Source organism: Kribbella sp. NPDC051620 (assembly GCF_044453825.1).
Lineage (GTDB): Bacteria > Actinomycetota > Actinomycetes > Propionibacteriales > Kribbellaceae > Kribbella.
This window is the reverse complement of the sequence record NZ_JBITDB010000004.1, coordinates 796,321-819,828: the sequence shown is the minus strand read 5'-3', so window position 1 is coordinate 819,828 and position 23,508 is coordinate 796,321. Positions and strand designations below refer to the sequence as shown.

Sequence of the window (23,508 nt, the reverse complement as noted above, 5' to 3'; positions counted from 1 at the left end):
TGAGGCAGGTTCGGCGCTTCCTCTCGGAAGCGGCCCGTGTCACGCTCGCCGTACGGCCGGTGATGCCATGACGAAGGGAGGAGCGGTCTCATGATGAAATCAGCGGGGCCAGACCGTATTACCCGCGGTGATGCCACCGCGGTTTTCGAGGCATTCGGTAATGGGGGAAGGGCCGTTCTGCAACACTCGCGGGGCGCGCAAGCCGCACCTGCCGATGACTTCGGCACGCGTGGGTCGATCCGCCCGTTCTCTGGATCGCCATGGGACGGCGCGACTTTCCGCGCCGACGACTGGCACGTGATTCTCATCGCCGACTTCGAGGGCGGCGACCGCTCCTTCAGCCGCCAGGACGCTGAACGCATCATGCAAGGACTCACGGTCAGTTTCAGTCTCGACGGTAATCCGCTGGAGACGACCCGGACGGCGATCCGGCGGTTCCTGGATCCCACCCCGTTCGGCCTGGACGTTGCCTACTACTTCCAGCAGGGAAGGATCATGGCGCCGACGGACCTGACCGTCGGACAGCACCGACTCGAAGTGGACATCAGCGATTCAGCGGGTCAGCAGAATTTTCATGACGCCATCACCTTCACGATCGACGCCGGATGAGCGGGCCTGCCGGCTATCAGCCTTACCGGGGCGAGAGTGTACTCAGGCGGTGAGAGGTCTGAGTGCTAGGCGACCTTGGTGATCTTGCAGTCGATGCCGGCGGGGCCGAAGGGGGATTCTGTGGGGGTGGTACCGGTGAAAGAGGTGGTGCCCTGGACTTCGAAGGTTTGGCCGCCGATTCGTTGCTGGGTGGCTTTGTCCAGGACCTCTACGGTGACCGAGTAACTCGATGCGTCGCCTGTGATTGTGCCGGTGATGGTGACCGTGCCCTGCGAGCCGACTGTGTTCGCCTGGCAGTTGACGTTGGTTTGGTAGCTCTTCGTGTCCAGGGGAGGGGTGCCGCCGGCTGTGGGGCCGGCCTTCAGGTAGAGCGCGGTGACGAGAGCCAGGAACGCCAGTACGACCACGGTGATGATCATCCCGGTCTTCCGCCTGGGCTGGCGGGGTGAGCCGTATCTGTCGTCGGCCATGGTCCACTCGTGCGTCGGCATCGCTGTCCCCATCATTCTGATCTGCGCGCAGTAACGGCCGGTCAGTGTATACAACGGCCGGGTCGGCCGCTGATCTCTACTTGAGGGTGGCAATTACGCGCATCGAGCCGCTGGTGACGCGGATTCGGCGGTCGCGGAGGAGGCGGGTGCGTTCGAAGGGTGGGATCAGGCGAGAGGCCGGGTGCAGGAGTTCGCGAACGCGGGACATGACGAAGGGCAGGGCGTAGTACTGGTAGGCGCTGTCGATCGCCGTTGTCTGGAAGGACGTTCGGCGAAGGAGTTCGGTGATGGTCCGCGGGTCGTAGTAGCTGACGTGTTCGGGGATTTTGAAGGAGACCCAGCGGGAGCCGGAGACGCGGGACAGGAGGCTGCCGATGTTGGGGGTGACCATCACGATCAGGCCGCCTGGGTTGAGCAACTCGCGGGCAGTGTTGAGGAAGGCCGCCGGGTCGGTGACGTGTTCGATCAGGTGGGAGGCGAAGATGATGTCGTACTTCTCGGCCTGGATCTCGGGGACTTCTTCGACTAGGCCGCAGAAGACCCGGCCGGGGTAGCGCTCGTCGGCGAACTTGACGGCCGAGGGCGACAGGTCGACGCCGTATGCGTCGTAGCCGGCGTCCAGGGCGGCCTTCAGGAAATAGCCGTAGCCGCAGCCGACCTCGAGGATGCGGCCGGTCGGGACGAATTCGGCGATCCGGCGGACGTCCTCACGGAAGGTAGCGAGGTACTCGGCCTCTTGGCTCTCGTACTGCGAATAGCCGGAGCCCTCGCCGCCGAAGTACGACTCCTCCTCATACAACGCCCGCAACGTCTCCGGTGTGGGCGTCGGCACCAACTGCACCAGCCCACAGCCCGGGCACTCCTCGATGCCGTAGCCGTCCTTCGCGCCACGCGGGCGGAACGGACCGCCGGTACCACACAAGATGCAGACCACGTCGGCCGACGCATCGGTCATTGGTCGTCCCCGCCTCTGCTCACGCCGGATTACGCGAGACCAGGACCGTACCGCGCCCAAGGTCCCCCCGTCTCGGAACAACCGCTGCCACTTAGGGTGAACGGCTTGGGTGCCGAGCGGAGCCAGTCTCAAAACGAGACGCTCGGTGATCGGGCCGCTACCTACGCTTCTGAGCACTCGGGATTCGCGCTGAAGGAGCTGGTCATGACCACTGTCGATGCCGAACTGCAAAGCGTTCAGTACGCCCCTGAAGTTGTTGTTCCAGCCGGAGATCCGGCTCTGATCGGGCTGCCCAGTTTTATCGTGGGGTCGGTTGCGTTGGGGCTGGTGCTTGTCGGGTATGTACCCGCGGCGGCGGTGGGGGCTTCGCTTCCGGTGATTGTCGCGGCTACCGGGTTGGGGCTGGTGATCGCGGCTGTTTGGGCGGCGGCTGTTGGGCAGAGTGCGGTGGCCGGGGTGTTCGGGATCTTTGCTGGGTTCTGGTTGAGTTATGCGACGCTCGTACTGGGGTTGACGCACAACTGGTTCGCCATTGTTGCTGGGGATGCGCTGCATACGCAGGGGTTGTTCTTGATCTCATGGCTGGTGGTGATCGGGATGCTCACGCTGGCAACCCTGCGGCTACCGAGTGCCTACACGATCCTCTTCGCGCTGATCGAAATCGCCTTGGTACTGGTCCTGATCGGCACGTTGCAGCAGTCGGCGGGCACGTTGAAGGTGGCCGGGGTGCTGGTGTTCGTCTTCGCCGCGGTAGGGGTCTACCTGTTCTTCAACTCGGCCTCGCAGGCGACCGGCGGCAAGGCCCTCCCACTCGGACAGGCACTCGTCCGCAGCTGAGGGCAAAACGAAAGGCAAGGAGAAAGGATCTCCCTGCCGTGTCTAAGTTATAACGCATGGGGGGACTTGCCGCAAGGCCCCGGTGATGGCTCAGACTCACTGTCTGTAGCCGAGCTGGGGAGTTGTGGATGCGGGTTTTGTTGTCGACGTACGGGTCGCGGGGAGACGTCGAGCCGATGCTCGCGCTCGCGCTGGAGTTGCGGGCGCGGGGGGCGGAGGTTCGGTTGGGCGCGCCGCCGGACTTCGGTGAGTTGCTGAGGAGTTTCGGCGTACCAGTGGTGCCGATTGGGCGGTCGGCCAAAGAGCTGACCAGGTCGAAGTCGGCGCCGGCGAGCATTCCGGAGCGGGCGTCGGAGATCATCGCTGCTGAGTTCGAGGTGCTCACGGAGGCGGCGCGCGGGTTTGATGTGGTAGTTGCCACGGGCATGTTGCCGGCTGCGGCCGGTGCGCTGTCGGTCGCCGAGTTACTCAACATCAAAGCTGTCTCGGTGACCTTTCAGCAGCTCACGCTGCCATCCGATAGACGTCGGCCGCTGGCGCTGCCTGGGCGACCTTTCCCTGACGATGTGACCGACAACCAGACGCTTTGGGAGCTGGATGCCGAGAGCAACAATGTGTTGTTCGGCGAAGCGCTCAACAGCAGCAGGGCGAAGTACGGGCTGCCGAGGGTCGATGACGTTCGCCAGTATGTCGTCGGCGACAAGCCTTGGCTGGCGACCGATCCGACGCTTGACCCATGGCTGGACCCGCAACCAATCACCCAAACAGGCGCCTGGATCCTGCCGGATGAGCGCCCGCTGCCCGAAGACCTGAGCACCTTCCTCGAAGCAGGCGAGCCGCCGGTGTTCGTCGGCTTCGGAAGTATGCCTATGCATTCCTCGGCAAACGCCGGTCGAACAGTCATCGAGGCAGTACGGGCGCAAGGCCGCCGCGCGATTCTCAAGCGCGGTTGGGCCGAGCTCGAGCTGATCGACGACCAGGACGACTGCTTCGTCGTCGACGAGGTCAACCAGCAAGCGCTGTTCCCGCGCACAGCCGCCGTCGTGCACCACGGTGGCGCCGGTACGACGCTGACCGCGACAAGGGCCGGTACGCCGCAAGTCATCGTCCCCCAACTGGCCGACCAGCCCTACTGGGCCGCCCGCACGGAAGCCCTCGGCATCGGGGTCGCCCACGACGGCCCAACACCCACCACCGAATCCCTGTCCACGGCACTCAAAGCTGCCCTCAACCTGAAACGAGAAGCACAAGCGATAGCAGCCAAGATCCGCACCGACGGAACAGCAGTAGCCGCAAAGCTACTGCTTGATGGGAGCCGCTGACGTGAACCCCTTGAAAACCACTGCTTTCGACCTCCCCAGCAACCTCGCAGCCAAAGCCGACCCCGCCCTGATCGGCAAGGACGAAGAGCATTTCGCCGCGATCGCCGACAGCCTGCAGCAGACGATCGCCGAACTGTCCGAGCGCCTAGACGAGACCCGCAAGGCGCCCGGCGGCGAAGGCCAGGAGGCACTCGACCGCGACCTCGAGGTCCACCGTCTGACCGCACGGCTCCGCACACTCAAGAGATTCGGTCTCGACCTGACCCTCGGCCACATGGTCACCACCGACGACGAGGTCGTGTACGTCGGCCGCCTGGGCCTCACCGATCGCGACGGGCGCCGCCTGCTGATCGACTGGCGATCCCCCGCGGCCGAGCCGTTCTTCGGCGCGACCCACGCCAACCCGATGGGTCTGGCCAACCGCCGCCGCTACCGCTGGACCCGTGGCCGGATCACCGACTACTGGGACGAAGTGTTCACCGACCAGGGCTTCGAGGGACACAAGGCTGCGCTCGACGACCAGTCCGCGTTCATCGCCAGCCTCGGCAGCAATCGCTCGGCCCGGATGCGCGACGTCCTCGGCACCATCCAGTCCGACCAAGACGCGATCATCCGCGCCAGCTCCCGCGGCGCGCTGGTTGTCGACGGCGGGCCCGGTACCGGCAAGACGGTCGTCGCGCTGCACCGTACGGCGTACCTCCTGTACTCCGATCCGCGCCTCGACCACAGCCACGGCGGCGTACTGTTCGTCGGCCCCCACCAGCCGTACCTGGCCTATGTCTCGGACGTACTCCCCAGCCTCGGCGAGGAAGGCGTGCAGACCTGCACACTGCGAGACCTTCTCCCCGAGGGGCCCACAGCACCCGACGAGCAAGACCCCGCCACAGCAAGACTCAAAGCGACCGCTGACATGGTGAAGGCCATCGAGCCGGCCGTGCGGCTGTACGAAGAGCCACCCACCAAGCGAATGACCGTCGAGACGCACTGGACCGACGTCGACCTCACCGCCGCCGACTGGGCCGAGGCGTTCGGAGCGGCCGACCCCGGTACGCCGCACAACGAGGCGCGCGACCAGGTCTGGGACGAGCTGATCACGATCCTGCTGGACAAGCATCAAACCGAGTACGACGACGAGGATCTCTCGCCCGATCTGATCCGCAGATCGCTTGAGCAGAACGAAGATCTCAAAGACGAGTTCGGCAAGGCCTGGCCGCTGATCGAACCGACCGACCTCGTCGGCGACCTCTGGTCCGTCCCCGCGTACCTCCGCAGGTGTGCGCCCTGGCTCAGCCCCGAAGAGGTCAAACTCCTGCAGCGCAAGGACCCCCAGGCCTGGACCTCGGAAGACCTGCCGCTGCTCGACGCGGCGAGGCAACGACTGGGCGACCCCGAGGCCTCGCGAAGGAAGCGCCGGCAGAAAGCTGCCGCCGCGGTCGAGCGCGAGCGGATGAAGGACGTCATCGACCACATCATCGAGGCCGACGACGACAACGAGGGCTGGATCCCGATGCTGCGCGGCGCCGACATCCAGGAGGCGCTCGTCGACACGGGCGGTCTGCCCACAGCGGACCCGGACTTTCTCAAAGGCCCGTTCGCGCACATCGTCATCGACGAGGCCCAGGAACTGACCGATGCGGAATGGCAGATGCTGCTGCTCCGGTGCCCGTCGCGCAGCTTCACCATCGTCGGGGACCGCGCGCAGGCGCGGCATGGGTTCACCGAGTCGTGGGAAGAGCGGCTCGAGCGCGTCGGGCTCGATCGGGTCAACCTGGCGAGCTTGAGCATCAACTACCGGACGCCGGAGGAGGTGATGACGGAGGCCGAGCCGGTCATCCGCGCCGCCCTGCCGGACGCCAATGTGCCGACGTCGATCCGCAGCAGCGGAGTACCGGTCAGATACGGGGAGGCGACCGAGCTGCAGCAGATCGTGGACGAATGGCTTGCCGAGCACGACGAGGGGATCGCCTGTGTCATCGGCGATCCGTCGTACCAGCCGGCTGGTCCGCGGGTACGGTCGCTGACACCCGAGTTGTCCAAGGGCCTGGAGTTCGATCTGGTCGTACTGATCGACCCGGAGTCGTTCGGCGAGGGCATCGAGGGCGCCGTGGACCGGTACGTCGCGATGACCCGGGCGACACAGCAGTTGGTAATCCTTCGTGTGCCCCTTGTCACACTGGATGAAATGGATTAATTTCAGCCTGGAAGTAATCCCCTCCAGGCATGTCCAGGTGGTCACTCTCGCCGGCGCGTGCCGTAGCACCGGCGAAGGAGACAGCATGGCCAGTACGACGCCGCCCACGGCGGCACCCGCTCGTCGTACCAGGGGCGGGGCGCGTGACGACACGCGCCTCGCCCTGCTCTTCATCCTGCCCGCGACGATCGGCTTCGGGGTGTTCCTGGTCTGGCCGACCCTGCGCGGGATCTATCTCAGCTTCACCAAGTTCAACCTGCTCACCCCGCCGAAGTTCAACGGCCTGGACAACTACATCCGGATGGTCCAGGACCCGGTGTTCTGGAACGCGTTGAAGGTGACCTTGTACTACGTCGTCCTCAACATCGGCATCCAGACGGTACTGGCGCTCGTGATCGCCGTGATGATGCAGCGACTGACCCAGAAGACCTGGCTGCGCGGCATCGTGCTCACGCCGTACCTGGTCTCGAACGTGGTCGCCGCGATGGTCTTCCTCTGGATCCTCGACTACCAGCTCGGGATCGGGAACAAGCTGCTCGGCGCGATCGGCATCGACCAGATCCCGTTCCTGTCGTCGGACACCTGGGTGATCCCGACGATCGCGCTGATCAACGTCTGGCGGCACCTCGGCTACACCGCCCTGCTGATCTTCGCCGGGCTGCAGACCATCCCGAACACGGTCTACGAGGCCGGCAAGATCGACGGCGCGAGCGAGATCCGGATGTTCCGCCACCTCACCGTTCCGTTGCTGCGGCCGATCCTGTCGCTGGTCCTGATCATCACCGTGATCGGCTCGTTCCAGGTCTTCGACACCGTCGCGGTCACCACCCGTGGTGGACCCGTCGACTCGTCGCGGGTGCTGCAGTTCTACATCTACGACGTCGCGTTCGGCCGGTTCCAGTTCGGCTACGCGTCGGCGATGTCGGTCGCGCTGCTGATCGTCTTGATGGTGATCACCTTCGTCCAGTACCGGTTGACCCGGGCCGACTCGTCCGACCTGGCCTGAGGAGCGAGCATGAGCATCATTCTCGACAGCACTCCGTCCGTCGCTCTCCCCGACAACGACGTACCGCCGCCGGCCCCGCCGCGTCGCTTCAGTATCGGCCGTGGGCTGGCCTGGACGTTCATGATCCTGGTGATCCTGGTCAGCCTGTTCCCCTTCTACTGGATGCTCCGCACCGCCCTGTCCAGCAACAACGCCCTGTACGCCGGGGGCGACAGCCTGCTCCCCGTCCAACCGTCCGCAGGCGGGTTCGAGCGGGTCTTCGGCCTGCAGACCGGGCAGGCGGCGATCGACGCGGGTGGCGCCGGCCAGGAGATCCACTTCTGGCGGTACCTGTTCAACTCGGTCGTCGTCTCCACGCTGATCACCGCGGGACAGGTGTTCTTCTCCGCGATGGCGGCGTACGCGTTCGCGCGGTTGCAGTGGAAGCATCGCGAGCGGGTGTTCGCGTTCTTCCTGGCCGGCCTGATGATCCCGTCGATCTTCACGCTGCTGCCGAACTTCGTGCTGATCAAGCAGCTTGGCCTGGTGGACACGCTGCTCGGGATCGCGTTGCCGACGATGTTCATGACGCCGTTCGCGGTGTTCTTCCTGCGCCAGTTCTTCCTCGGCATCTCCCGCGAGGTGGAGGAGGCGGCGCTGATCGACGGAGCCTCGAAGACCAGGGTGTTCTTTACGCTGATCCTGCCGATGTCGGTCGCGCCGATCACGACGCTGGCGATCCTGACCTACATCGCGTCCTGGAACGAGTACTTCTGGGCGCTGCTGGTCAGCTACACCGACAAGTCGCGGGTACTGACCGTGGCGCTCGGCGTCTTCAAGTCGCAGACCCCGCAGACCGGGCCGGACTGGTCCGGGCTGATGGCGGCCACCCTGGTCGCCGCCCTCCCGATGCTCTTGCTGTTCATGGTCTTCGCCAAGCGCATCGTCAACTCCATCGGCTTCAGCGGGATCAAGTGAGGACGCCATGATGACTATCAGCAAACGGATCCGGGCAGCGGCCGTCGGCGTCATCCTGGCTGCGAGCACGTTGACGGCGTGCAGCGGCGGTGGGGGCTCCAGTACGAACGGCACGATCGAGTACTGGCTGTGGGACTCGGCGCAGCAGCCGGGATACCAGAAGTGCGCCGACGCGTTCCACCAGGAGAATCCGGATCTCAAGATCCACATCTCGCAGTACGGCTGGGACACGTACTGGTCGAAGCTGACCGCGGGCTTCATCGCCGACACGGCGCCGGACGTCTTCACCGACCATCTGTCGAAGTTCGCGCAGTTCGTTGATTTGAAGGTACTGCGGCCGCTCGACGACCTCGGCCCGACGCAGGACATCCAGGACGGCGACTACCAGGAAGGCCTGGCGCAGTTGTGGAAGGGCCAGGACGGCAAGCGCTACGGCGCCCCGAAGGACTGGGACACGATCGCCATCTTCTACGACCGGACTGTTCTGAAGGCGGCAGGCGTCGACCCGTCGGAGCTGCAGAACCTCAACTGGAATCCCCGGGACGGCGGTACTTTCGAAAAGCTGGTCGCCCATCTGACCATCGACGCGAACGGCAAGCGTGGCGACGAGCCGGGCTTCGACAAGAACCACATCAAGATGCACGGACTGTCCGCTGAAGGCTCGGGCGGTGGCGGCTGGGGTCAGACCCAGTGGTCCGCGTTCGCCGGCAGCGCCGGCTGGCAGGCGACCGACAAGAACCCGTGGGGCACGAAGTTCAACCTGGACAAGCCTGAGCTGCAGGACACGCTCAGCTGGTACTTCGGGTTGGTGAACAAGGGCTACATGCCCAGCTACGCCGAGATCGGTGGTACCAACGCCGTCGGCACCGACAAGCAGATCCAGTCCGGGACCGCAGCGATGGGGCTCAGCGGGTCGTGGATGATCTCCACCTTCACCAAGCTGACCGACGCCAAGGGGAAGAAACTCGACATCGGCCTGGCGCCGACGCCGATCGGCCCGAGCGGCAAGCGGGCGTCGATGTTCAACGGCCTGGCCGACTCGGTCACCACCTTGTCCAAGCAGCCCGAGAACGCGGCCAAGTGGGTGAAGTTCCTGTCCGGCGAGCAGTGCCAGAACATCATCGGCCAGTCCGGCGTCGTCTTCCCCGCCCGGCCGGCCGGCACCGAGCTCGCGATCAACTACAACAAGACCGAACGCAAGCTCGACGTCACCCCGTTCACCCAGCAGGTGAAGGACAAGACGACCTTCCTCTTCCCGGTGACCACCAACGCGGCCGACATCACCGCGCTGATGGCGCCACGACTGGATGCCGTCTACATCGGCAGCTCCCCGGTCTCATCCCTGACCAAACTGAACACCCAACTGGACAAGCTCTTCGAAGTCGCTCAGTAGCCGGCGATCGGCTCCGCCTCATCGCCTGCCGATGGGGTGGAGCTGTTCGGTGCGGTTGAGCTGCTTGGCGCGATGTCGGTACCAGGCGTAGGCGATCAGGGCGCAGACGATGCCGTTGAGGAAGGCAGCGGCAATGTCAGTGGGGTGGTGCATGCCGCGATAGAGGCGGCCGTACGCGACCAGTAGCGGCAGGCACAGGCAGACGATGATCGTCAGAGTGCGGAGCCAGGCACGGTGGATGGCCAGGGCCAGGAGGGCGAACGACAGGTACAGGCCTGTCGAGGCGCCGGTGTGACCGCTGGGATAGCTGCCGGTCGGGGGTGAGGGGTCGAGTTTTTCCACCTCGGGACGTTGCCGCCGGACGAGCTCGGAAGCGACCAGGAAGATCAGGCCCTGCATGGCGATCGCCAGCACCGGTACTGCGGCCAGCCGCCAGTCGCGCGTACGCCACAGCAGGATGGCCGCGACCACGATGCAGACACCGATCACCGATTCCGTGTTGCCGATGTGTGACCAGATCAGGGTGATCGTGTTCCAGGTACTGCTCCGGTCGGCGGCCAGGTCCTTGTTGACCGCCTCTTCGGAATGGGACAGCCCGTCGAGCGGGCCCTTCAAGGCGAAGCCGAAGCCGACGATGACGCCGCCCAGCGCTACGCAGGGTGCGACGGCCCGGGTGAGGAGGTCGCTGCCGTCTTGCCGATGAAACCGATCCATGATGAGTACACGATCCCTACGCCGAGGATGAATCCCGCGACCACGTCGGACGGGAAATGCGCTCCGATGAACACCCGGTCGAGCCCGACCGCGACCACCACGACGGTGGCCACCGCGATCCCGATCCGCCGGCCGGTCACCGACAGCAAAGGCCACAGCAAAAACACCATGACGCTGGCCGCCACAGTGATGTTCAGTGCATGACCCGATGGGAACGAGTACCCCTGGGCATGCGGCACCGAATCATCGACGATCGGTCGCGCCCGCTGGACGACGAGCTTCGTGCCCGCCCCGATCGCCCAGCCGGCCAGCATCGTGACGCCCGCCCACAACGCCCGCCCCTTCAGCTTCTTCGCCCGCCACGCCCAGATCACTACGCCGAGCGCGACGACATAGACGCATACCGGCTGGCTGATCGCCTGCACCACCTCAAGCGCCCGCACCAACCCATGCTGCACGGAGAAGACCGTCGCGCGGCTGATCACCGACTCGTCCAGACTGATCAACGGATCGAACTGCTGCCGCACCGCAAACCCGAGCACCAGCACCGGCAACGCGAACCCCGCCATCGCCAGCACCCCACGCAGCAGCCGCCAGCCCCGCGTCCGCACCACCACGCCAGCCGTCGTCATCAAGCCCCTGTGCCCGCGCCTCCGCGCTCGAAACGCGCTACGGCTGACTGGCCGTCGCGAGTGCCTGCTTCGGTACTTCGGCCCGCAGCGTCGACGTGTCGATCGGTACGACGAGTTCGCCGTGACTCACCCACTCGGCGATGTTGGCCACCATCGCGCCGACCGCCCGTTGGGAGGCCGCGGATGGCGTCGGCACCGTCCAGTTGGAGGGGCATCGGACCACCAGGAAGCAGCCGAACGCGAAGGTCGAACCGTTCAGAACGCGGGCACTCGAGGACGCCGTGTAGGTCGTCGTGTGCATGGTCACCGGCTGGTTGCTCGTCCTGCAACTGCCGGCCCCGGTCGCCGCGACTGCTTGTCCGCCGTGCTGGTAGAGACCAGGTTGGACAGTGTCGACCTCCCCCGCGATGAACCCGGGCAGAGCTGTACCGGGCGCGATCCCGTCGAAGATCCAACCGCTCCCGGTCGTCAGCGTGTTGCCGACAACCGCGCAGACGTATTCGGCGCCGAGCAGCGGTTGCGACGCGTAACCATCACCCAGGTACCGCCAGGTCGACGAGGTGTAGCCGGCCGTGTAGCGATCGATGTCCCAGGCCCGCCTGCCGTCGTCGGTGTAGGTGATCCGCCGGTACGCCGTATTGGCGCCCAGGTTCGCGACGTTGACCCCGCTCGCGATCCCTTGACTGAGCGCCGCCCGCATCCGCAGCGAGTAGTACTCGTCGTGCCCGGGCAGGAACATCGTCCTGGCCCGATCAGCCAACTGGCCGCCGAACTGGTCCAGATCCTCGTTGGTCCAGTATGTGACATCGAGCCCTTTGGATTCGGCCCAGAACACCAGGCCCTGCTCCAGGGGGAGGTACTGGCCCGAGCCCTGCCCCTCGGCGTACGGGCGGTCGTAGGTGAGCCTGCCGGAGCCCGTGGCCAGGCTGGTGTAGAAGCTCACGCCGCCGTAGTTGTTGTAGGCCTGCCAGGTCGCCGTCGCCTGCTGGATCAGCAGCGCGTGCTTCGTCCCGCTGTCGTCGCGGATCGTCAGGGGCGCGTACGAGGCGAGCCCGCCGCCGCTGACCTTGATGAGGTACGTACCGGGGACCCACTCGGCATCTATCGGGATGCTGGCTGTGGGCGTCCAGTGCGCCGCCGACGTCATCCGCAGGTCGTGACCGTTGGCAGTGCCGCTGGTGATCGGAGCCGGCTGGACGATGGTCGGCACGTTGACCCGCCGCCAGATCTCCCGCGCGCCCAGGCCCTGGTAGTAGCCCATCCGGTACGCGACGATGCTGACCGGATCGCCCGAAGTCACCTTGAGGTCCACGAGGTCGCCGCAGGTCGCGGACGTCTGGTTGAGATAGGCGGCCAGCGCGCCGTTCATCGACGGCGGGATCACCCAGTCGGCCGTTCCGGGCCGTGCGTTCTCGGTGACAGTGGAAGGCCAGCTCGTGGGGCAACCGGCGCGAGCAACCGGCGGTGAGCCGGCCGCCACGGCAGGCATCGCCGCCGGCGGAGCGATCAGGGCGAGGGAGGCGGTACCAGACATCATGACCGCGCCGGTCGAGGCAGTCGCTGACATCGCCAGCGTGAGGATTCCACCGTACTTCGACAGTACGAGCCCGTTGATCGGGATGGACAGGCGTGCTCCGGCGCCGACGTTCAGCGGCGTCAGCGGCCTCCAGGTCGCATACCCGCTCGAGGTGCTCAACGTGCCGTTGATGCTCGTGACAGCGCCTGACGCACCGGCCGGCAACTGCATCCGTACCGCGGTCAGGATGCCGGCCGATCCCACCGTACCGCTGTAGGTGAGCGTGGTCTTCTGCCCCGGAATCGGGTTGGACGCGACGATCCGCACTGCCGCCGGAGGGATGCTTGCCTGCGGCACCAATATGCCGTTTCCTGCGGACAGTACCGTCCCAGTTGTCCCGGTCGCCTTGAAAAGAAGGGTCCATGGCCCACCGGCCGGCAAGCGCAGGCCGTACAGCGGGATCGCGAGTCGCGCGCCCACCCCGACAGAGGTCGGCTTGCTCGGCCGCCAGCGCATGACGCCGGGTGACGCCGTCGTCACGGTGCCGTTCACCGAGGTGATCGCGCCGGTCGATCCGGGAGGCACCGCCATGACGATGTCACGCAGCAGGCCGGCGCTCGTCACCGTCCCCCGATAGGTCAACGTCGTCGTCGCATTCGAGCCTGCGGACGCTGTGACGGTCACATTCGCGGTCACCGCGACTGCGGGCAGTACCGAACTCGTCACCGACAAAATGACAGCAAAAAACAACACCCTCCGGACCATGGTTCCCCCCTGGATCCCACTCCCCTTCCTTCGAGGTTAAGGACATAAGGCGATTCGGGAACCAGCAGAGGTCAGTCCGTGACCCAATTGATCCCGGACCCCACCCGGCCCGCGGCGAGCCCCGGGAAATGCGCACCCACCCCCGGCGTACTTCTCAACTGCTCCCAGAGCCGATCCCGGCTGCGTTGGGCCGCAGTGGCGTCCACATCGCCGAAGGAATGCCAGCCGGGCTCGGACAACTGGATCGGACAGGTGATCGCGTCCCCCAGAAGCAGCAGCGACTCGTTGTCCGAGGCAATCTCCACGCACAGGTGCCCAGGCGTGTGCCCTGGAGTCAGTACTGCGCTGACGCCCTCGGCGACCGCAGTGTCATGCGTCAACGGGCGCTGCCGATCGGCATTGGCCAGGAACCCGTCCCGAATATGCGCCCGAATGTCCCCCGGCCCGTTGACGAAGTAGTCCCAGTCAGCAGCCCCGTACCAGATCACCGCGTTGCCGAAGACCGGCTCAGCGGCCAGGTCGAACAGCCACCCGACGTGATCGGTATGGAAGTGAGTGATGACGACATCAGTGATGTCACCAGCCTCAACCCCGAGCGCGCCCAGCCCCACGAACAACTGCCCACCCACCAACCGCATCCCGTGCGGCAACTCCTCCTGATCCGGCCCCAACCCCGCATCCACCAGAATCGTCCGCTCCCCGGTCCGAACCAGAAAACACCCGATCGGCAACCAAGCAAACCCCTCCCGCGCAAAAGACTCCGGCCGCGCATCCTCCGCCACCCCCTCCCCGAAGTACTTCGGATGCACGACAAACGTCCCATCACTGACCCAATCAACCCGAACCCCACCAACCTGCATGTGTCTCTCCTCCAGACAAATCAGGCGTACATGTCCGCGACGGTCACCAGCAGGACATCCTCACGCTCGGACCCGGCCGCTCTGAGCGCGTCGGTGAATCCCGCACCACTGAAGCAGGCCAGGACGCAGCGGCCGGTGTCCACCCCTCGCGCTCCGAGAACCTCACGAGCACGGGCCAAGCGGTCGAGGTGGTCGACGCCCATCGTCCGGCCCCACTTCGCCTCACCGAGCAGGGCGACTCTCGCTCCACCGCTGCCGCCCTCGGTCACGGCGACGTCGATCTCGGTCTGCCTGCGCTCGGTCGGGTCGGACACCACACCACGCCCGACCTTGCCGAGCGGCGCGTCGACGAGCGCCGCGCCAGGACCGAGCATGAACTCGCGACAGACCGCCTCGAAATGTGGTCCGGCGACTTGCGAGGAGAACCGCTCCGCCGACTGCGCCCACACCTCACGCCCCTGGCCGGCCTCCAACCTCGCCCACGACGGACGCATCACCGCCTCGTAGAAGTTGATCAGCGGCTCGGTGATCCGGTACTGCGCCCGCCCCGACCGAAACAGGTCCTCCTCGTGTTCGAGCAGGTGGCTGTCCTCGAGCACGTTGAGCGGATGGGAGATGTCGACGGCTTTCCGGCCGATGTAGTTCGCGATGCCACCACGCGTAGAGTTGCCGTGGGCAACGGCCGCGAGAACCGAGTGATACAAGGCGGTATCGCGGACATCCATCTCCTCCGCCAACAGATAGCGGGCCTCCCGGAAGAGCGGACTCAGCGGCGACAACACCGTTCGCGTGATCCAGTCGTCGAACTCCTCCAGACTCCCCGGCGCATCCTCGGCGAGGAACTGGCGCCGGTACGCCGGTGTGCCACCGAGCACCGCATGCAGCCTGGCCGCCAGCGCGGGATCGTCCTGGACGCCCCAGAAGCGAGCCGACTCGCGATAGTCGAAGGGCCGCACGACCAGCTCCAGCTGGGCACGTCCACGAAGTGGCGCAGTACTGGCCAGCAGTCCGCCCATCACCGACATCGCGGAACCGCAGAGCAGCAACCGCATCGAGCTTTCCTCGCGCTGGAACCGGTCGATCTCGCGCTGGACGATCGACGGCAGTTCCGGCGCCGTCTTGGACAGATACGGGAACTCGTCGATCACCGCCAGCAGCGGCCGGCCCGGCGTCGCCAGGCTGAACAGATAACTGATCGCGTCGTCCCAGTTGGCGAAGGAGAAGGGCGATGGCGAACCGGCATGGGCAGCCAGCGCCGCCCCGAACTGGCGAAGAGACTCCCCTGTGGTCCCAGCCGTGGCGGCGAAGTAGAACCCGGCCTGCTGTTCGACGAGGGCGCGCAGGAGATAAGTCTTGCCCATCCGCCGCCGACCGCTGACCACACCGAGCATTGCGTGTGGCAGCGGCCGGGTGACGAACGAGACGAGCCCGTCCCACTCGGCGTCCCGCCCGAAGACGTGCGCGGGTTTGGCGATACGCCGGACCATGCAACCGTCTCCATTCTTAGGACTGCACTTCTAAGAAGTGTACTCCTAAGAATTGCCGCCGCAGGTGAGTTCGGCCAGGACTCCGTAGTGGTCGCTTAGCCAGGTGTTTTTGATGGGGGTGGCTCCGATCAGGTGGGTGGCGGTGATCGGTTTCGCCTAGTAGGTGGAGGATCTCGGCGGCGGCTACCGGGTTGTCGACTGTCCAGGTGTAGCCGGGGGCGTCCGTTGTCTTGGACCATGCGTCGTCGTAGTACCGGAAGAGATAGGTCATGGTCGGCGAGTCCGGGGCCGCGTTGAAATCGCCGGCGACGATTGTCGGCAGCGTCTTGTGATGGCGGGCGTCAAGGGCGGTGAGCTCGTGCGCCTGCTGGAGACGTGCGTCCTCATGTTCGGGCCGCCACGGCGTGGTGGGCACGATGAACAACTGCTCGCCTCGATCCGGTACTTCGATCGCGACCGCGACCGTCCACCAGTGTGGATCGCCGCGATGCTCGACGACGTCGACGACCCGATGCGGCCACCGGGTGGCGATGACCGTGCCGTGGTCGACGCCGACCGGGCCGATCAGTTCGTGTTGCTGAGTGCAGTGGATCAGCCCGGTACCGGCCGTCAGCTCGGCGAGCTGGGTGCCGGGGTGGCAGACCTCCTGGAAGGTCGCCACGTCGGGCGCGGTTCGCCGGACCTCGGCGTTGATCAGGGCGGTCCGGCGCGGATCGCCCTGATCGTGCTGGACGTTCATCGTCAGGACTCGCATCTTCGATCCGGTGCCCGCCGGGCCACCCGTCAATCCGAAGTACGGGGATTTTCGGATCGTTGTCACGCAGAGTTATGTCGCTGATTCCGCGGGTAGCGGAATTGCGGTGAAAAGGGGTCCCGAACGGAAGAACTGCGGGGATTCGGGGAAATTCTGGCGAAAGGTGTAACGGCCCTCAGGTTGTGACGATAAAAGGTTGAGACGTCCTGGTCTTGAGGGGGGCAAGTGGACGCTCCGGTGGTTCTTCGGAAACGCCGGTGATTTGGAGGGGGCCCCAGCAGGTGCTCGCCCGGGGCGGGGTGAGCACCTGCGGAGGGGGCCTCTTTTGCTGTCCGGGGCCGGATCAACCGGATCGACCCGGCCCGGCCTCAGCCCTTGATGCCGACGTTCGCCATTCCCTCGACGAAGCGCTTCTGGGCGAAGACGAACATCACGATCATCGGCAGCGTCGCGAGCGCGGTACCGGCCATCAGGTACGGCCACTGGATCTCCGCCGGGTTCTGCGCGAAGATCGCCAGTCCCAGTTGCAGCGGCCGCATCGAGTCCGACGTGGTGATCATCAGCGGCCAGAGGAAGCCGTTCCAGGCCGCCTCGATCTGGAACACGCAGATGGTGATCAGGGCCGGTTTGATCAGCGGCGTCATGATCCGCCAGAAGATGCCGAACTCGCCCAGCCCGTCGACCCGGGCCGCCTGGGCCAGCTCGTTCGGGATGGAGACGTAGAACTGCCTGGCCAGGAAGGTGAACAGCGGCGCGGCGCCGAGCGGGATGATGAGTCCCCACCAGGAGTTGAGCCAGCCGATGCCGCCCTGGCCGAGGATGTTGTTGCCGCCGAACAGCGGGATCGACTTCACGATCAGGAACAGCGGTACCAGGATGATCTGGAACGGCACGAGCAGCAGCAGGATGAAGTAGCTGAGCAGGGCCTTCGAGCCGCGGATCGGCAACTTGGCCAGCGCGTAGCCGGCCGTCGTGCAGACCGCCAGGGTGAAGGCAGTCTCGCCGACCGCGATGAACAGGCTGTTGCGGAAGTACCGCAGGAACGGCGCGGTCTGCATCGCCTCGACGAAGTTGTGCCAGCGCAGCTCGCCCGGCAGCCAGGAGAACTTGGCGATCTCCAGGTCGCTCTTGAAGGCGGTCAGCACCATCCACAGGAACGGCGTGATCATCACCAGCGCGCCGAGGCTCAGCGCGACGTACAGCAGCACCCGGCCGGGCCGCAGACCTGGCGGCTTGGTACCGACGACGGGACCGGTCAGCGTTGCGCTAGTCATTGACATCCGCCTTCTGGAGCAGGCGTCCGGCGCCGATGAAGACAGCGATCACGACCATCATGATCACGGTCTCGGCGGACGCGTAGCCGAGTTTCAGGTCCTGGAACGCGTTCTGATAGATGTCCAGCACCAGCACCCGGGTTTCGGTGCCAGGCCCACCTCTGGTCATCACATAGACCAGGTCGAAGACCTGGAAGGTCCCCACGATCGAGGTGATCAGGACGAAGAACTGGACGGGGCTGAGGGCCGGCAGGGTGACATTGACGAACTTTCGCCAACGGCCCGCACCATCCAGGTCGGCCGACTCCAGCAGATCCCGGGAGACGCCCTGCAAGGCGGCCAGATAGATGATGATCTTGGTCCCCAGCCCCTGCCAGACGCCGACCACCATCAGTGACGGCAACGCGGTCGCCGGGTCAGCGAGCCAGCGGTTCGGCGCGAAGCCGAAAAGGCTGAGGAAGCCGTTCGCCAGACCTGAGCCGGGGTTGTAGATCCACAGCCAGATGGTGGCGATCGCGACCGTCGCGGTCACCGTCGGGATGTAGAACGCGGTCCGGAAGAAGCCGAGCGCCTTGATCTTCTGGTTCAGCCCGAGTGCGACGGCGAGCGAGATCGCCATCGAGATCGGGATCACCACGATGGCGTACAGGACGGTGTTGACCAGGGAGGCCTGGAAGTCGACATCGCGGAACAGGTCGCCGTAGTTGGTGAACCCGACCCAGGACCAGGAGTCGCCGAAGCTGTAGTCGGTGAGGCTGAGCACGATCACGGCCAGCACCGGGATCACGATGAAGATCCCAGAGTGCAGCAGTGCCGGGGCGAGCAGCATCCAGCCGGCCCGGACCTGGCTCCGGATCAGCTCACGGCTGTCCTTGGCCGGTGCGGTACCGCGCGCTGCGACGGTGGGTTTCGTGGGGTGTTCGAGGGTGGCGCTCATCGGGACTGTCCTGCCAGGTTGGCCAGCACCTTGGCGGGATCCTTCTGACCGAGGACCGCCTGGGTGAGCTGGATGTCGAAGTTGCCGCGCATCTCGAGCCAGTTGGTCGGCGGGCTGTTCTCGTTCACCGCGTGGACCAGCCCGTCGGCGACGAACTTGCTCAGCGGGTTGGACTTCGCCTGAGGCGAGTTGCCGGCGTCCTTGTAGGCCGGCAGCTTCTTGTTCAGCTTGGCGATCGCGTCCAGCGTCGTGGGCACGGTCAGCGACTGGATGAACGCCCAGGCCGCGTCCTTGTGACGGCTGCGCGACCCGATCGAGGCCAGGTCGCCGCCGACGTACTCGATCTCCTGGCCGCTGTCGAAGCGGAAGAATTTCAGGTCGTCGCAGTTCTTCTGGCCGATGCCCTTCTCGGAGCAGTCCACCGCACCGCCGACGATGCCCATCGCGGCCTCACCAGAGAGCACCAGGGGCTGCTGCGCGGCGTTTTGCTGACCGTAAGGCTGGACGTTGCCGACCAACGACTTGAGCCACTGCAGCGTTTGCACGCCCTTCTCGCCGGCGTAGTTCGGCTGGCCGTCGAGGTACAGCGGCGTACCGGTCGAGGCGAGCAATGTGGTGTAGGTCTGCCGATAGCTGGTTGCCCCGGCCAAGAAGTCGAAGCCGGAGCGAGTGATCGACCCGCCCGCGCCGCGCTTGGTGAGCTTCTCGGCGGCGACCTTGATCTCGGCCAGCGACGTCGGCGGCTTGTCCGGATCCAGGCCGGCCTCGCGGAACGCGCTCTTGCGCAGCGCGACGGCGCGAGCGTCGGCGAGCAGCGGGTACGCGAACAGCTTGCCCTCGTACATCGCCGGCTCGATCAGCGCGGCGACGCTCTTCTCCTTGATCACTTCCGGTGTCACGCCGTACGCCGCCAGGTCGGCGAAGATCCGCTTCGACGCGAACGGCTGGATCCAGCCGACACCGGTGACCATCACGTCGTAAGGAATGCCGGCCGCGATCGAGGTGGACATCTTCTCGTTCAGGTTGTTGTACGTCGCGAAGTCCGGTTCGACCTTCATCTTCGGATAGGTCTTCTGGAAGTCCTTGACGACCTTGTCGAACTCCTCGCGGCCCTTCGTACTGGACGGGAAGGACGGGATCAGCACCCGCAACGTGCCGGTCGCCTCGGCCGGCGGGACACCGTCCGTGGACTTGTCGATCACCCCGTTGCCACAACTGCTGGCGGCGAGGCCGAGCACGGCGGCCAGCACCACCAATCCACTCCGGGCACCACGTCTCACAGGGGAACTCCTTCGCTGCCGAGCGGGACCGGCGCCAGTTACGTGACGACCGGACCACCGAGTGCAGCGAAAGTATGGGGAAAGGGCTTTCCCGTCAATACCCCAGCGCTCGAATGATCAAATTCGATCAGCGAGTGCCGCCCCACAGGACTCCCGGACCCGGAGTTCCGGCAGGAGGCTCAAATGCTGGGTCGCCGAGGCCTGGTCGGGCGGTGTCCGGAGCTTGCGGAGGAGCAGTTCGCAGGCCGCCTCGCCGAGTCTGAGCTTGGGCGGGCAGACGGCTGTCAGCGGGATGACCGCCAGCGCAGCGGTCTCGTCGTTGTACGCGACGATCGCGAAATCGTCCGGGATCCGCAGGCCGCGCTCCATCGCCCGCTCGGTCAGCCGCGCGGCGTGTTCGTCGGAGTGCACGAGCGCCGCCCGGGCGCCGAACGCCTCGCACTCGGCCAGGAACTTGTCGTGCTGGGCGATCGTGGTCGGGTCCTCACCGCGAGCGGGCAGCGCGACCGGCGAGATGAACAGCTCCACTCCGAGCGACTCGGCTGCCCGGGCGATGCCCTGCCTCAGCCAGTACGCCGTAACGCTCGCGTTCAGGTTGATCCCGATCCGCCGATGGCCGAGCGAGACGAGATGACGCAGCGCGAGCATCGCCCCGTACGCATGATCCGTGCGCACATGGTCGTATTCACGCCCGACATCCGGGAACCCGAACGCCCGCTCCATCAGCACGACCGGCACGTCGATCGAGTCCAGCGTCCGGCTGATCTCGGCGGCGCGGCCGTCACCCAGAGCAGTACTGAGGAGCAGCCCGGCGACCCCGATGCCGAGCACCTTCTCCAGACGCTCCTGCTCGACGGCGACGTCGTACCCGGAGACACCGAGCACCAGGCGGGCGCCGTACCGCTCGGCCGTCGCCTCGGCGCCGCGGATCACGTCGGTGTAGTAGAAGGTGGAGCTCGGGACGATGATGCCGATCGTCGGCTGGTTGCCTTGGCTGCCTCGGACAGGGGCAGGTGTGGTGCCGACCGCGCCGCCGTGCACCCGGCGGAGGAGTCCGGCCGTGTCCAGTTCGGCGAGGTCCCGGCGTACTGTGATCGCGGAAACGCCGAGCTCGGCTGCCAGGTCGGCCACCCGCAATCGGCCGTGCCGGCGCAGGCTGCGCAGGATCAGCTCGTGGCGTTCCGGTGCGAGCATGCGGTCCTCCGGGGACGGTGATCCGGATGTGATTGTTTGTGATCATACGATCATCAGCTTCGACGTGAGGGAGTGCCTGTGAGCCAGACGAGTGGAGCCGGCCGGACCAACGCCGTGCTGTCGAAGCTGTCGGTGGTCGGTGATCTGCTGATGCTGCAGCTGGTCTTCCTGGTCCTCAGCCTCGGCATCGTCACGCTCTATCCGGCGGCGTTCGCGTTCCAGCGGGTGCTGCCGGATGCCCTCAGCCAGGACCATCCGCAGCTGCTGCGGCGCTTCTTCCGCCAGTTCAGGTGGGCCTTCCCGCGCTTCTGGCTGACCGGTCTCGCCCTGTACTTCGGCAGCATCGCGCTCGCCTTCGGACTGTTCTTCTGGGCGAACGCGAACGGCCCGATCCGGATCGCCGCCCTGGTCATCCTGATCCCGCTGACCGGAATGATCGTCGGGCTCTACCTCAGCACGCTTGCCGTGCTGCCGGCCGCGCCCGAGGACAGTACGCCCAAGAGCCTCTTCCGGGAGGCCAACCTCTTTCTCCTGCGTCGCTCGCTCGGAGTCGCCGGCGGGGTGATCGGTCTGTTCACCTGGTTCGCCCTGGTCAGCCAGTTGCCGACCCTGTTCGCGGTCGGCTCCGGGCTCGTGCCGGCGCTGATCGGCTACTGGATCTCGCGCACCCGGACCGTACCGGCCGAAAAAGATTCGCCGGACGTGTCAATCTGAGCCCTGCTGGTTCGACGTAGAGGTGTAAGGCCCCTACCGGACCAGAAGGAGTACCAAGATGTACGCGACGACCGACACCCTGGCGACGACGCCGGCCACGCAGGGCGGCCGCTCGCGCTGGCTTGCTCTCTACGTACTCTGCGCGGGCATGCTGATGATCGTTCTCGACGTGACGATCGTGAACGTGGCGCTGCCGGCCATCCAGGACGACCTCGGCTTCAGCAACTCGAGCCTCGCGTGGGTGGTGAACGCCTACCTGATCGCCTTCGGCGGCCTGCTCCTGCTGGCCGGACGGCTCGGTGACCTGCTCGGGCGAAGGAACATCTTCGTCAGCGGCCTGATCGTCTTCACGGCGGCCTCCGTGCTCTGCGGGCTCGCTTCTTCTTCAGCCGTGCTGATCGCCGCACGCTTCCTGCAAGGGGTCGGCGGGGCGCTCACCTCGGCCGTCATCCTGGGCATGATCGTGACGCTGTTCCCCGAGCCGCGCGAGCAGGCCAAGGCGATCGGCGTCTTCGCCTTCGTCGCCTCAGCCGGTGGCTCGATCGGTCTGCTGGCCGGTGGCGTGCTGACCCAGGCGATCAGCTGGCACTGGATCTTCTTCGTCAACCTGCCGATCGGGATCGCTACCGCACTGCTGGCGGTTCGGGTGATCGAGAAGGACAAGGGTCTCGGGTTCGGCCGCGGTACCGACGTACCGGGTGCCGTGCTGATCACCTCGGCGTTGATGGTCGGCGTGTTCACGATCGTGAAGCCGGCCGCTGAGCTGGGCTGGACCGCTCCCCGGAGCATCGCGCTGTCGCTGCTGACGCTGACCCTGCTGGCCTGCTTCATCGTGCGGGAGGCGACCGCCGCCAACCCGCTGGTGCCGCTGCGGATCTTCCGGTCGCGGACGCTGACCGGGGCCAACCTGATCCAGGCGCTGTCCTCGGCGGGGATGTTCGGGATCTTCTTCCTCGGGTCGCTCTACCTGCAGCGCGTTCTCGGGTACGACGCCCTGGAGATCGGGCTGGCGTTCCTGCCGACGACGCTGGTGATGGGGCTGCTGTCGGTGAAGTACTCGGAGAAGCTCGTGATGCGGTTCGGGGCGCGCCGGCCGCTGATCGGCGGACTGGTCCTGATCGTGATCGGGCTGGCGCTCTTCACCCAGGCTCCCGTCGGCGGCAACTACTTCATCCACGTGATGCCGGTACTGTTCCTGCTCGGTCTGGGCGGCGGCATCTGCTTCCCCGCTCTGATGGGCCTGTCGATGGCAGACGTGAAGCCCGAGGACGCCGGCCTCGCATCCGGCCTGATCGGCACCATGGGCGAGGTAGGCGCCGCCCTCGGCCTGGCCGTCCTGGCCACGGTCTCGGCAACCCGCACGGAAGATGTCGCCGCTGCCGGCAAGCCGGTCCTGGACGCCCTGACCAGCGGCTACCACCTCTCCTTCGCCATCGCCGCCCTCCTGGTCACCACCGCCGTAGTCATCGCCTGCACCCTGATGCGCCCCACCCGCTCAACCTCCACCGAGGTCGAGCTCGACGAGGACCTAGTACTCGACGCCGCCTGACCTCCGCTTCCTGTCCGAGCCCACATCTGGTGGGCTCGGACATCATCAGGTGGCCTTGAACAAGGTGTGCC

General features: G+C 66.0%; 21 protein-coding genes. 9 read left to right on the top strand and 12 right to left on the bottom strand.

The genetic code is table 11. The annotated features are described in order from the left end of the window. Positions 1 to 90 precede the first annotated feature (90 nt). Complete coding sequence (locus tag ACIA12_RS22955; protein ID WP_396369074.1) at positions 91 to 609, top strand: hypothetical protein; 519 nt, start codon at positions 91 to 93, stop codon at positions 607 to 609. A gap of 65 nt (positions 610 to 674) precedes the next feature. Here ACIA12_RS22955 and ACIA12_RS22950 read toward each other — a convergent pair whose 3' ends face one another. Further along, a complete protein-coding gene (locus ACIA12_RS22950) occupies positions 675 to 1,079 on the bottom strand; it encodes a hypothetical protein (RefSeq protein WP_396369072.1) in 405 nt (134 codons plus the stop codon). 97 nt (positions 1,080 to 1,176) lie between these two features. After that, entirely contained in the window at positions 1,177 to 2,055 is an 879-nt protein-coding gene (locus ACIA12_RS22945) for a class I SAM-dependent methyltransferase (RefSeq protein ID WP_396369071.1), read from the bottom strand. Positions 2,056 to 2,259: 204 nt separating this feature from the next. Here ACIA12_RS22945 and ACIA12_RS22940 point away from each other — a divergent pair, with 204 nt between their 5' ends. The 6 genes from ACIA12_RS22940 to ACIA12_RS22915 all read left to right on the top strand — a co-directional run bounded on the left by ACIA12_RS22940 (position 2,260) and on the right by ACIA12_RS22915 (position 9,761). Next, positions 2,260 to 2,892: a GPR1/FUN34/YaaH family transporter gene (locus tag ACIA12_RS22940; RefSeq protein WP_396369070.1), complete on the top strand. Its 633-nt coding sequence runs from the start codon at positions 2,260 to 2,262 to the stop codon at positions 2,890 to 2,892. Between the two features lie 128 nt (positions 2,893 to 3,020). Further along, a complete protein-coding gene (locus ACIA12_RS22935) occupies positions 3,021 to 4,214 on the top strand; it encodes a glycosyltransferase (protein WP_396369069.1) in 1,194 nt (397 codons plus the stop codon). Further along, the gene (gene helR, locus ACIA12_RS22930; RefSeq protein WP_396369068.1) at positions 4,201 to 6,405 is read left to right on the top strand and encodes an RNA polymerase recycling motor ATPase HelR; all 2,205 of its coding nucleotides are present in this window, start codon (positions 4,201 to 4,203) and stop codon (positions 6,403 to 6,405) included. Before ACIA12_RS22935 ends, helR begins: the two co-directional genes overlap by 14 nt. Before the next feature lie 85 nt (positions 6,406 to 6,490). After that, positions 6,491 to 7,411, top strand: coding sequence for a carbohydrate ABC transporter permease (locus ACIA12_RS22925; RefSeq protein WP_396369067.1), 921 nt, complete (start codon positions 6,491 to 6,493; stop codon positions 7,409 to 7,411). 9 nt (positions 7,412 to 7,420) lie between these two features. Continuing rightward, positions 7,421 to 8,368: a carbohydrate ABC transporter permease gene (locus ACIA12_RS22920; RefSeq protein WP_396369066.1), complete on the top strand. Its 948-nt coding sequence runs from the start codon at positions 7,421 to 7,423 to the stop codon at positions 8,366 to 8,368. A 10-nt stretch (positions 8,369 to 8,378) separates the two neighbouring features. Continuing rightward, complete coding sequence (locus ACIA12_RS22915; protein ID WP_396369065.1) at positions 8,379 to 9,761, top strand: ABC transporter substrate-binding protein; 1,383 nt, start codon at positions 8,379 to 8,381, stop codon at positions 9,759 to 9,761. A gap of 18 nt (positions 9,762 to 9,779) precedes the next feature. Here ACIA12_RS22915 and ACIA12_RS22910 read toward each other — a convergent pair whose 3' ends face one another. The 10 genes from ACIA12_RS22910 to ACIA12_RS22865 form a co-directional block, all read right to left on the bottom strand. Next, positions 9,780 to 10,475: a phosphatase PAP2 family protein gene (locus ACIA12_RS22910; protein ID WP_396369064.1), complete on the bottom strand. Its 696-nt coding sequence runs from the start codon at positions 10,473 to 10,475 to the stop codon at positions 9,780 to 9,782. Further along, the gene (locus tag ACIA12_RS22905) at positions 10,412 to 11,107 is read right to left on the bottom strand and encodes a phosphatase PAP2 family protein (protein ID WP_396369063.1); all 696 of its coding nucleotides are present in this window, start codon (positions 11,105 to 11,107) and stop codon (positions 10,412 to 10,414) included. Before ACIA12_RS22905 ends, ACIA12_RS22910 begins: the two co-directional genes overlap by 64 nt. A 37-nt stretch (positions 11,108 to 11,144) precedes the next feature. Then, a complete protein-coding gene (locus ACIA12_RS22900; RefSeq protein ID WP_396369062.1) occupies positions 11,145 to 13,349 on the bottom strand; it encodes a N,N-dimethylformamidase beta subunit family domain-containing protein in 2,205 nt (734 codons plus the stop codon). 110 nt (positions 13,350 to 13,459) lie between these two features. Then, positions 13,460 to 14,248 (bottom strand): MBL fold metallo-hydrolase, encoded by a 789-nt coding sequence (locus ACIA12_RS22895; protein WP_396369061.1) that lies wholly within the window; start codon positions 14,246 to 14,248, stop codon positions 13,460 to 13,462. Positions 14,249 to 14,268: 20 nt separating this feature from the next. Then, complete coding sequence (locus ACIA12_RS22890; RefSeq protein ID WP_396369060.1) at positions 14,269 to 15,735, bottom strand: ATP-binding protein; 1,467 nt, start codon at positions 15,733 to 15,735, stop codon at positions 14,269 to 14,271. A gap of 16 nt (positions 15,736 to 15,751) precedes the next feature. Then, on the bottom strand, positions 15,752 to 16,489 hold the full coding sequence (locus ACIA12_RS22885; protein ID WP_396369059.1) for an endonuclease/exonuclease/phosphatase family protein: 738 nt from the start codon (positions 16,487 to 16,489) through the stop codon (positions 15,752 to 15,754). A 368-nt stretch (positions 16,490 to 16,857) separates the two neighbouring features. Further along, the gene (locus ACIA12_RS22880; protein WP_396369058.1) at positions 16,858 to 17,763 is read right to left on the bottom strand and encodes a carbohydrate ABC transporter permease; all 906 of its coding nucleotides are present in this window, start codon (positions 17,761 to 17,763) and stop codon (positions 16,858 to 16,860) included. Then, entirely contained in the window at positions 17,756 to 18,700 is a 945-nt protein-coding gene (locus ACIA12_RS22875) for a carbohydrate ABC transporter permease (protein ID WP_396369057.1), read from the bottom strand. The genes ACIA12_RS22880 and ACIA12_RS22875 overlap by 8 nt, the downstream gene beginning before the upstream one ends. Further along, positions 18,697 to 19,980 (bottom strand): extracellular solute-binding protein, encoded by a 1,284-nt coding sequence (locus tag ACIA12_RS22870; protein WP_396369056.1) that lies wholly within the window; start codon positions 19,978 to 19,980, stop codon positions 18,697 to 18,699. The genes ACIA12_RS22875 and ACIA12_RS22870 overlap by 4 nt, the downstream gene beginning before the upstream one ends. A gap of 117 nt (positions 19,981 to 20,097) precedes the next feature. Next, positions 20,098 to 21,174 carry a substrate-binding domain-containing protein gene (locus ACIA12_RS22865; protein ID WP_396369055.1) on the bottom strand — a complete coding sequence of 359 codons (1,077 nt, stop codon included), beginning with the start codon at positions 21,172 to 21,174 and terminating at the stop codon, positions 20,098 to 20,100. 78 nt (positions 21,175 to 21,252) lie between these two features. On the opposite strand from ACIA12_RS22865, the gene ACIA12_RS22860 reads away from it, so the two are divergent. Then, the gene (locus ACIA12_RS22860) at positions 21,253 to 21,888 is read left to right on the top strand and encodes a DUF624 domain-containing protein (RefSeq protein WP_396369054.1); all 636 of its coding nucleotides are present in this window, start codon (positions 21,253 to 21,255) and stop codon (positions 21,886 to 21,888) included. A gap of 58 nt (positions 21,889 to 21,946) precedes the next feature. Further along, positions 21,947 to 23,437: a DHA2 family efflux MFS transporter permease subunit gene (locus ACIA12_RS22855; RefSeq protein WP_396369053.1), complete on the top strand. Its 1,491-nt coding sequence runs from the start codon at positions 21,947 to 21,949 to the stop codon at positions 23,435 to 23,437. The last annotated feature ends 71 nt before the right edge of the window (positions 23,438 to 23,508 follow it).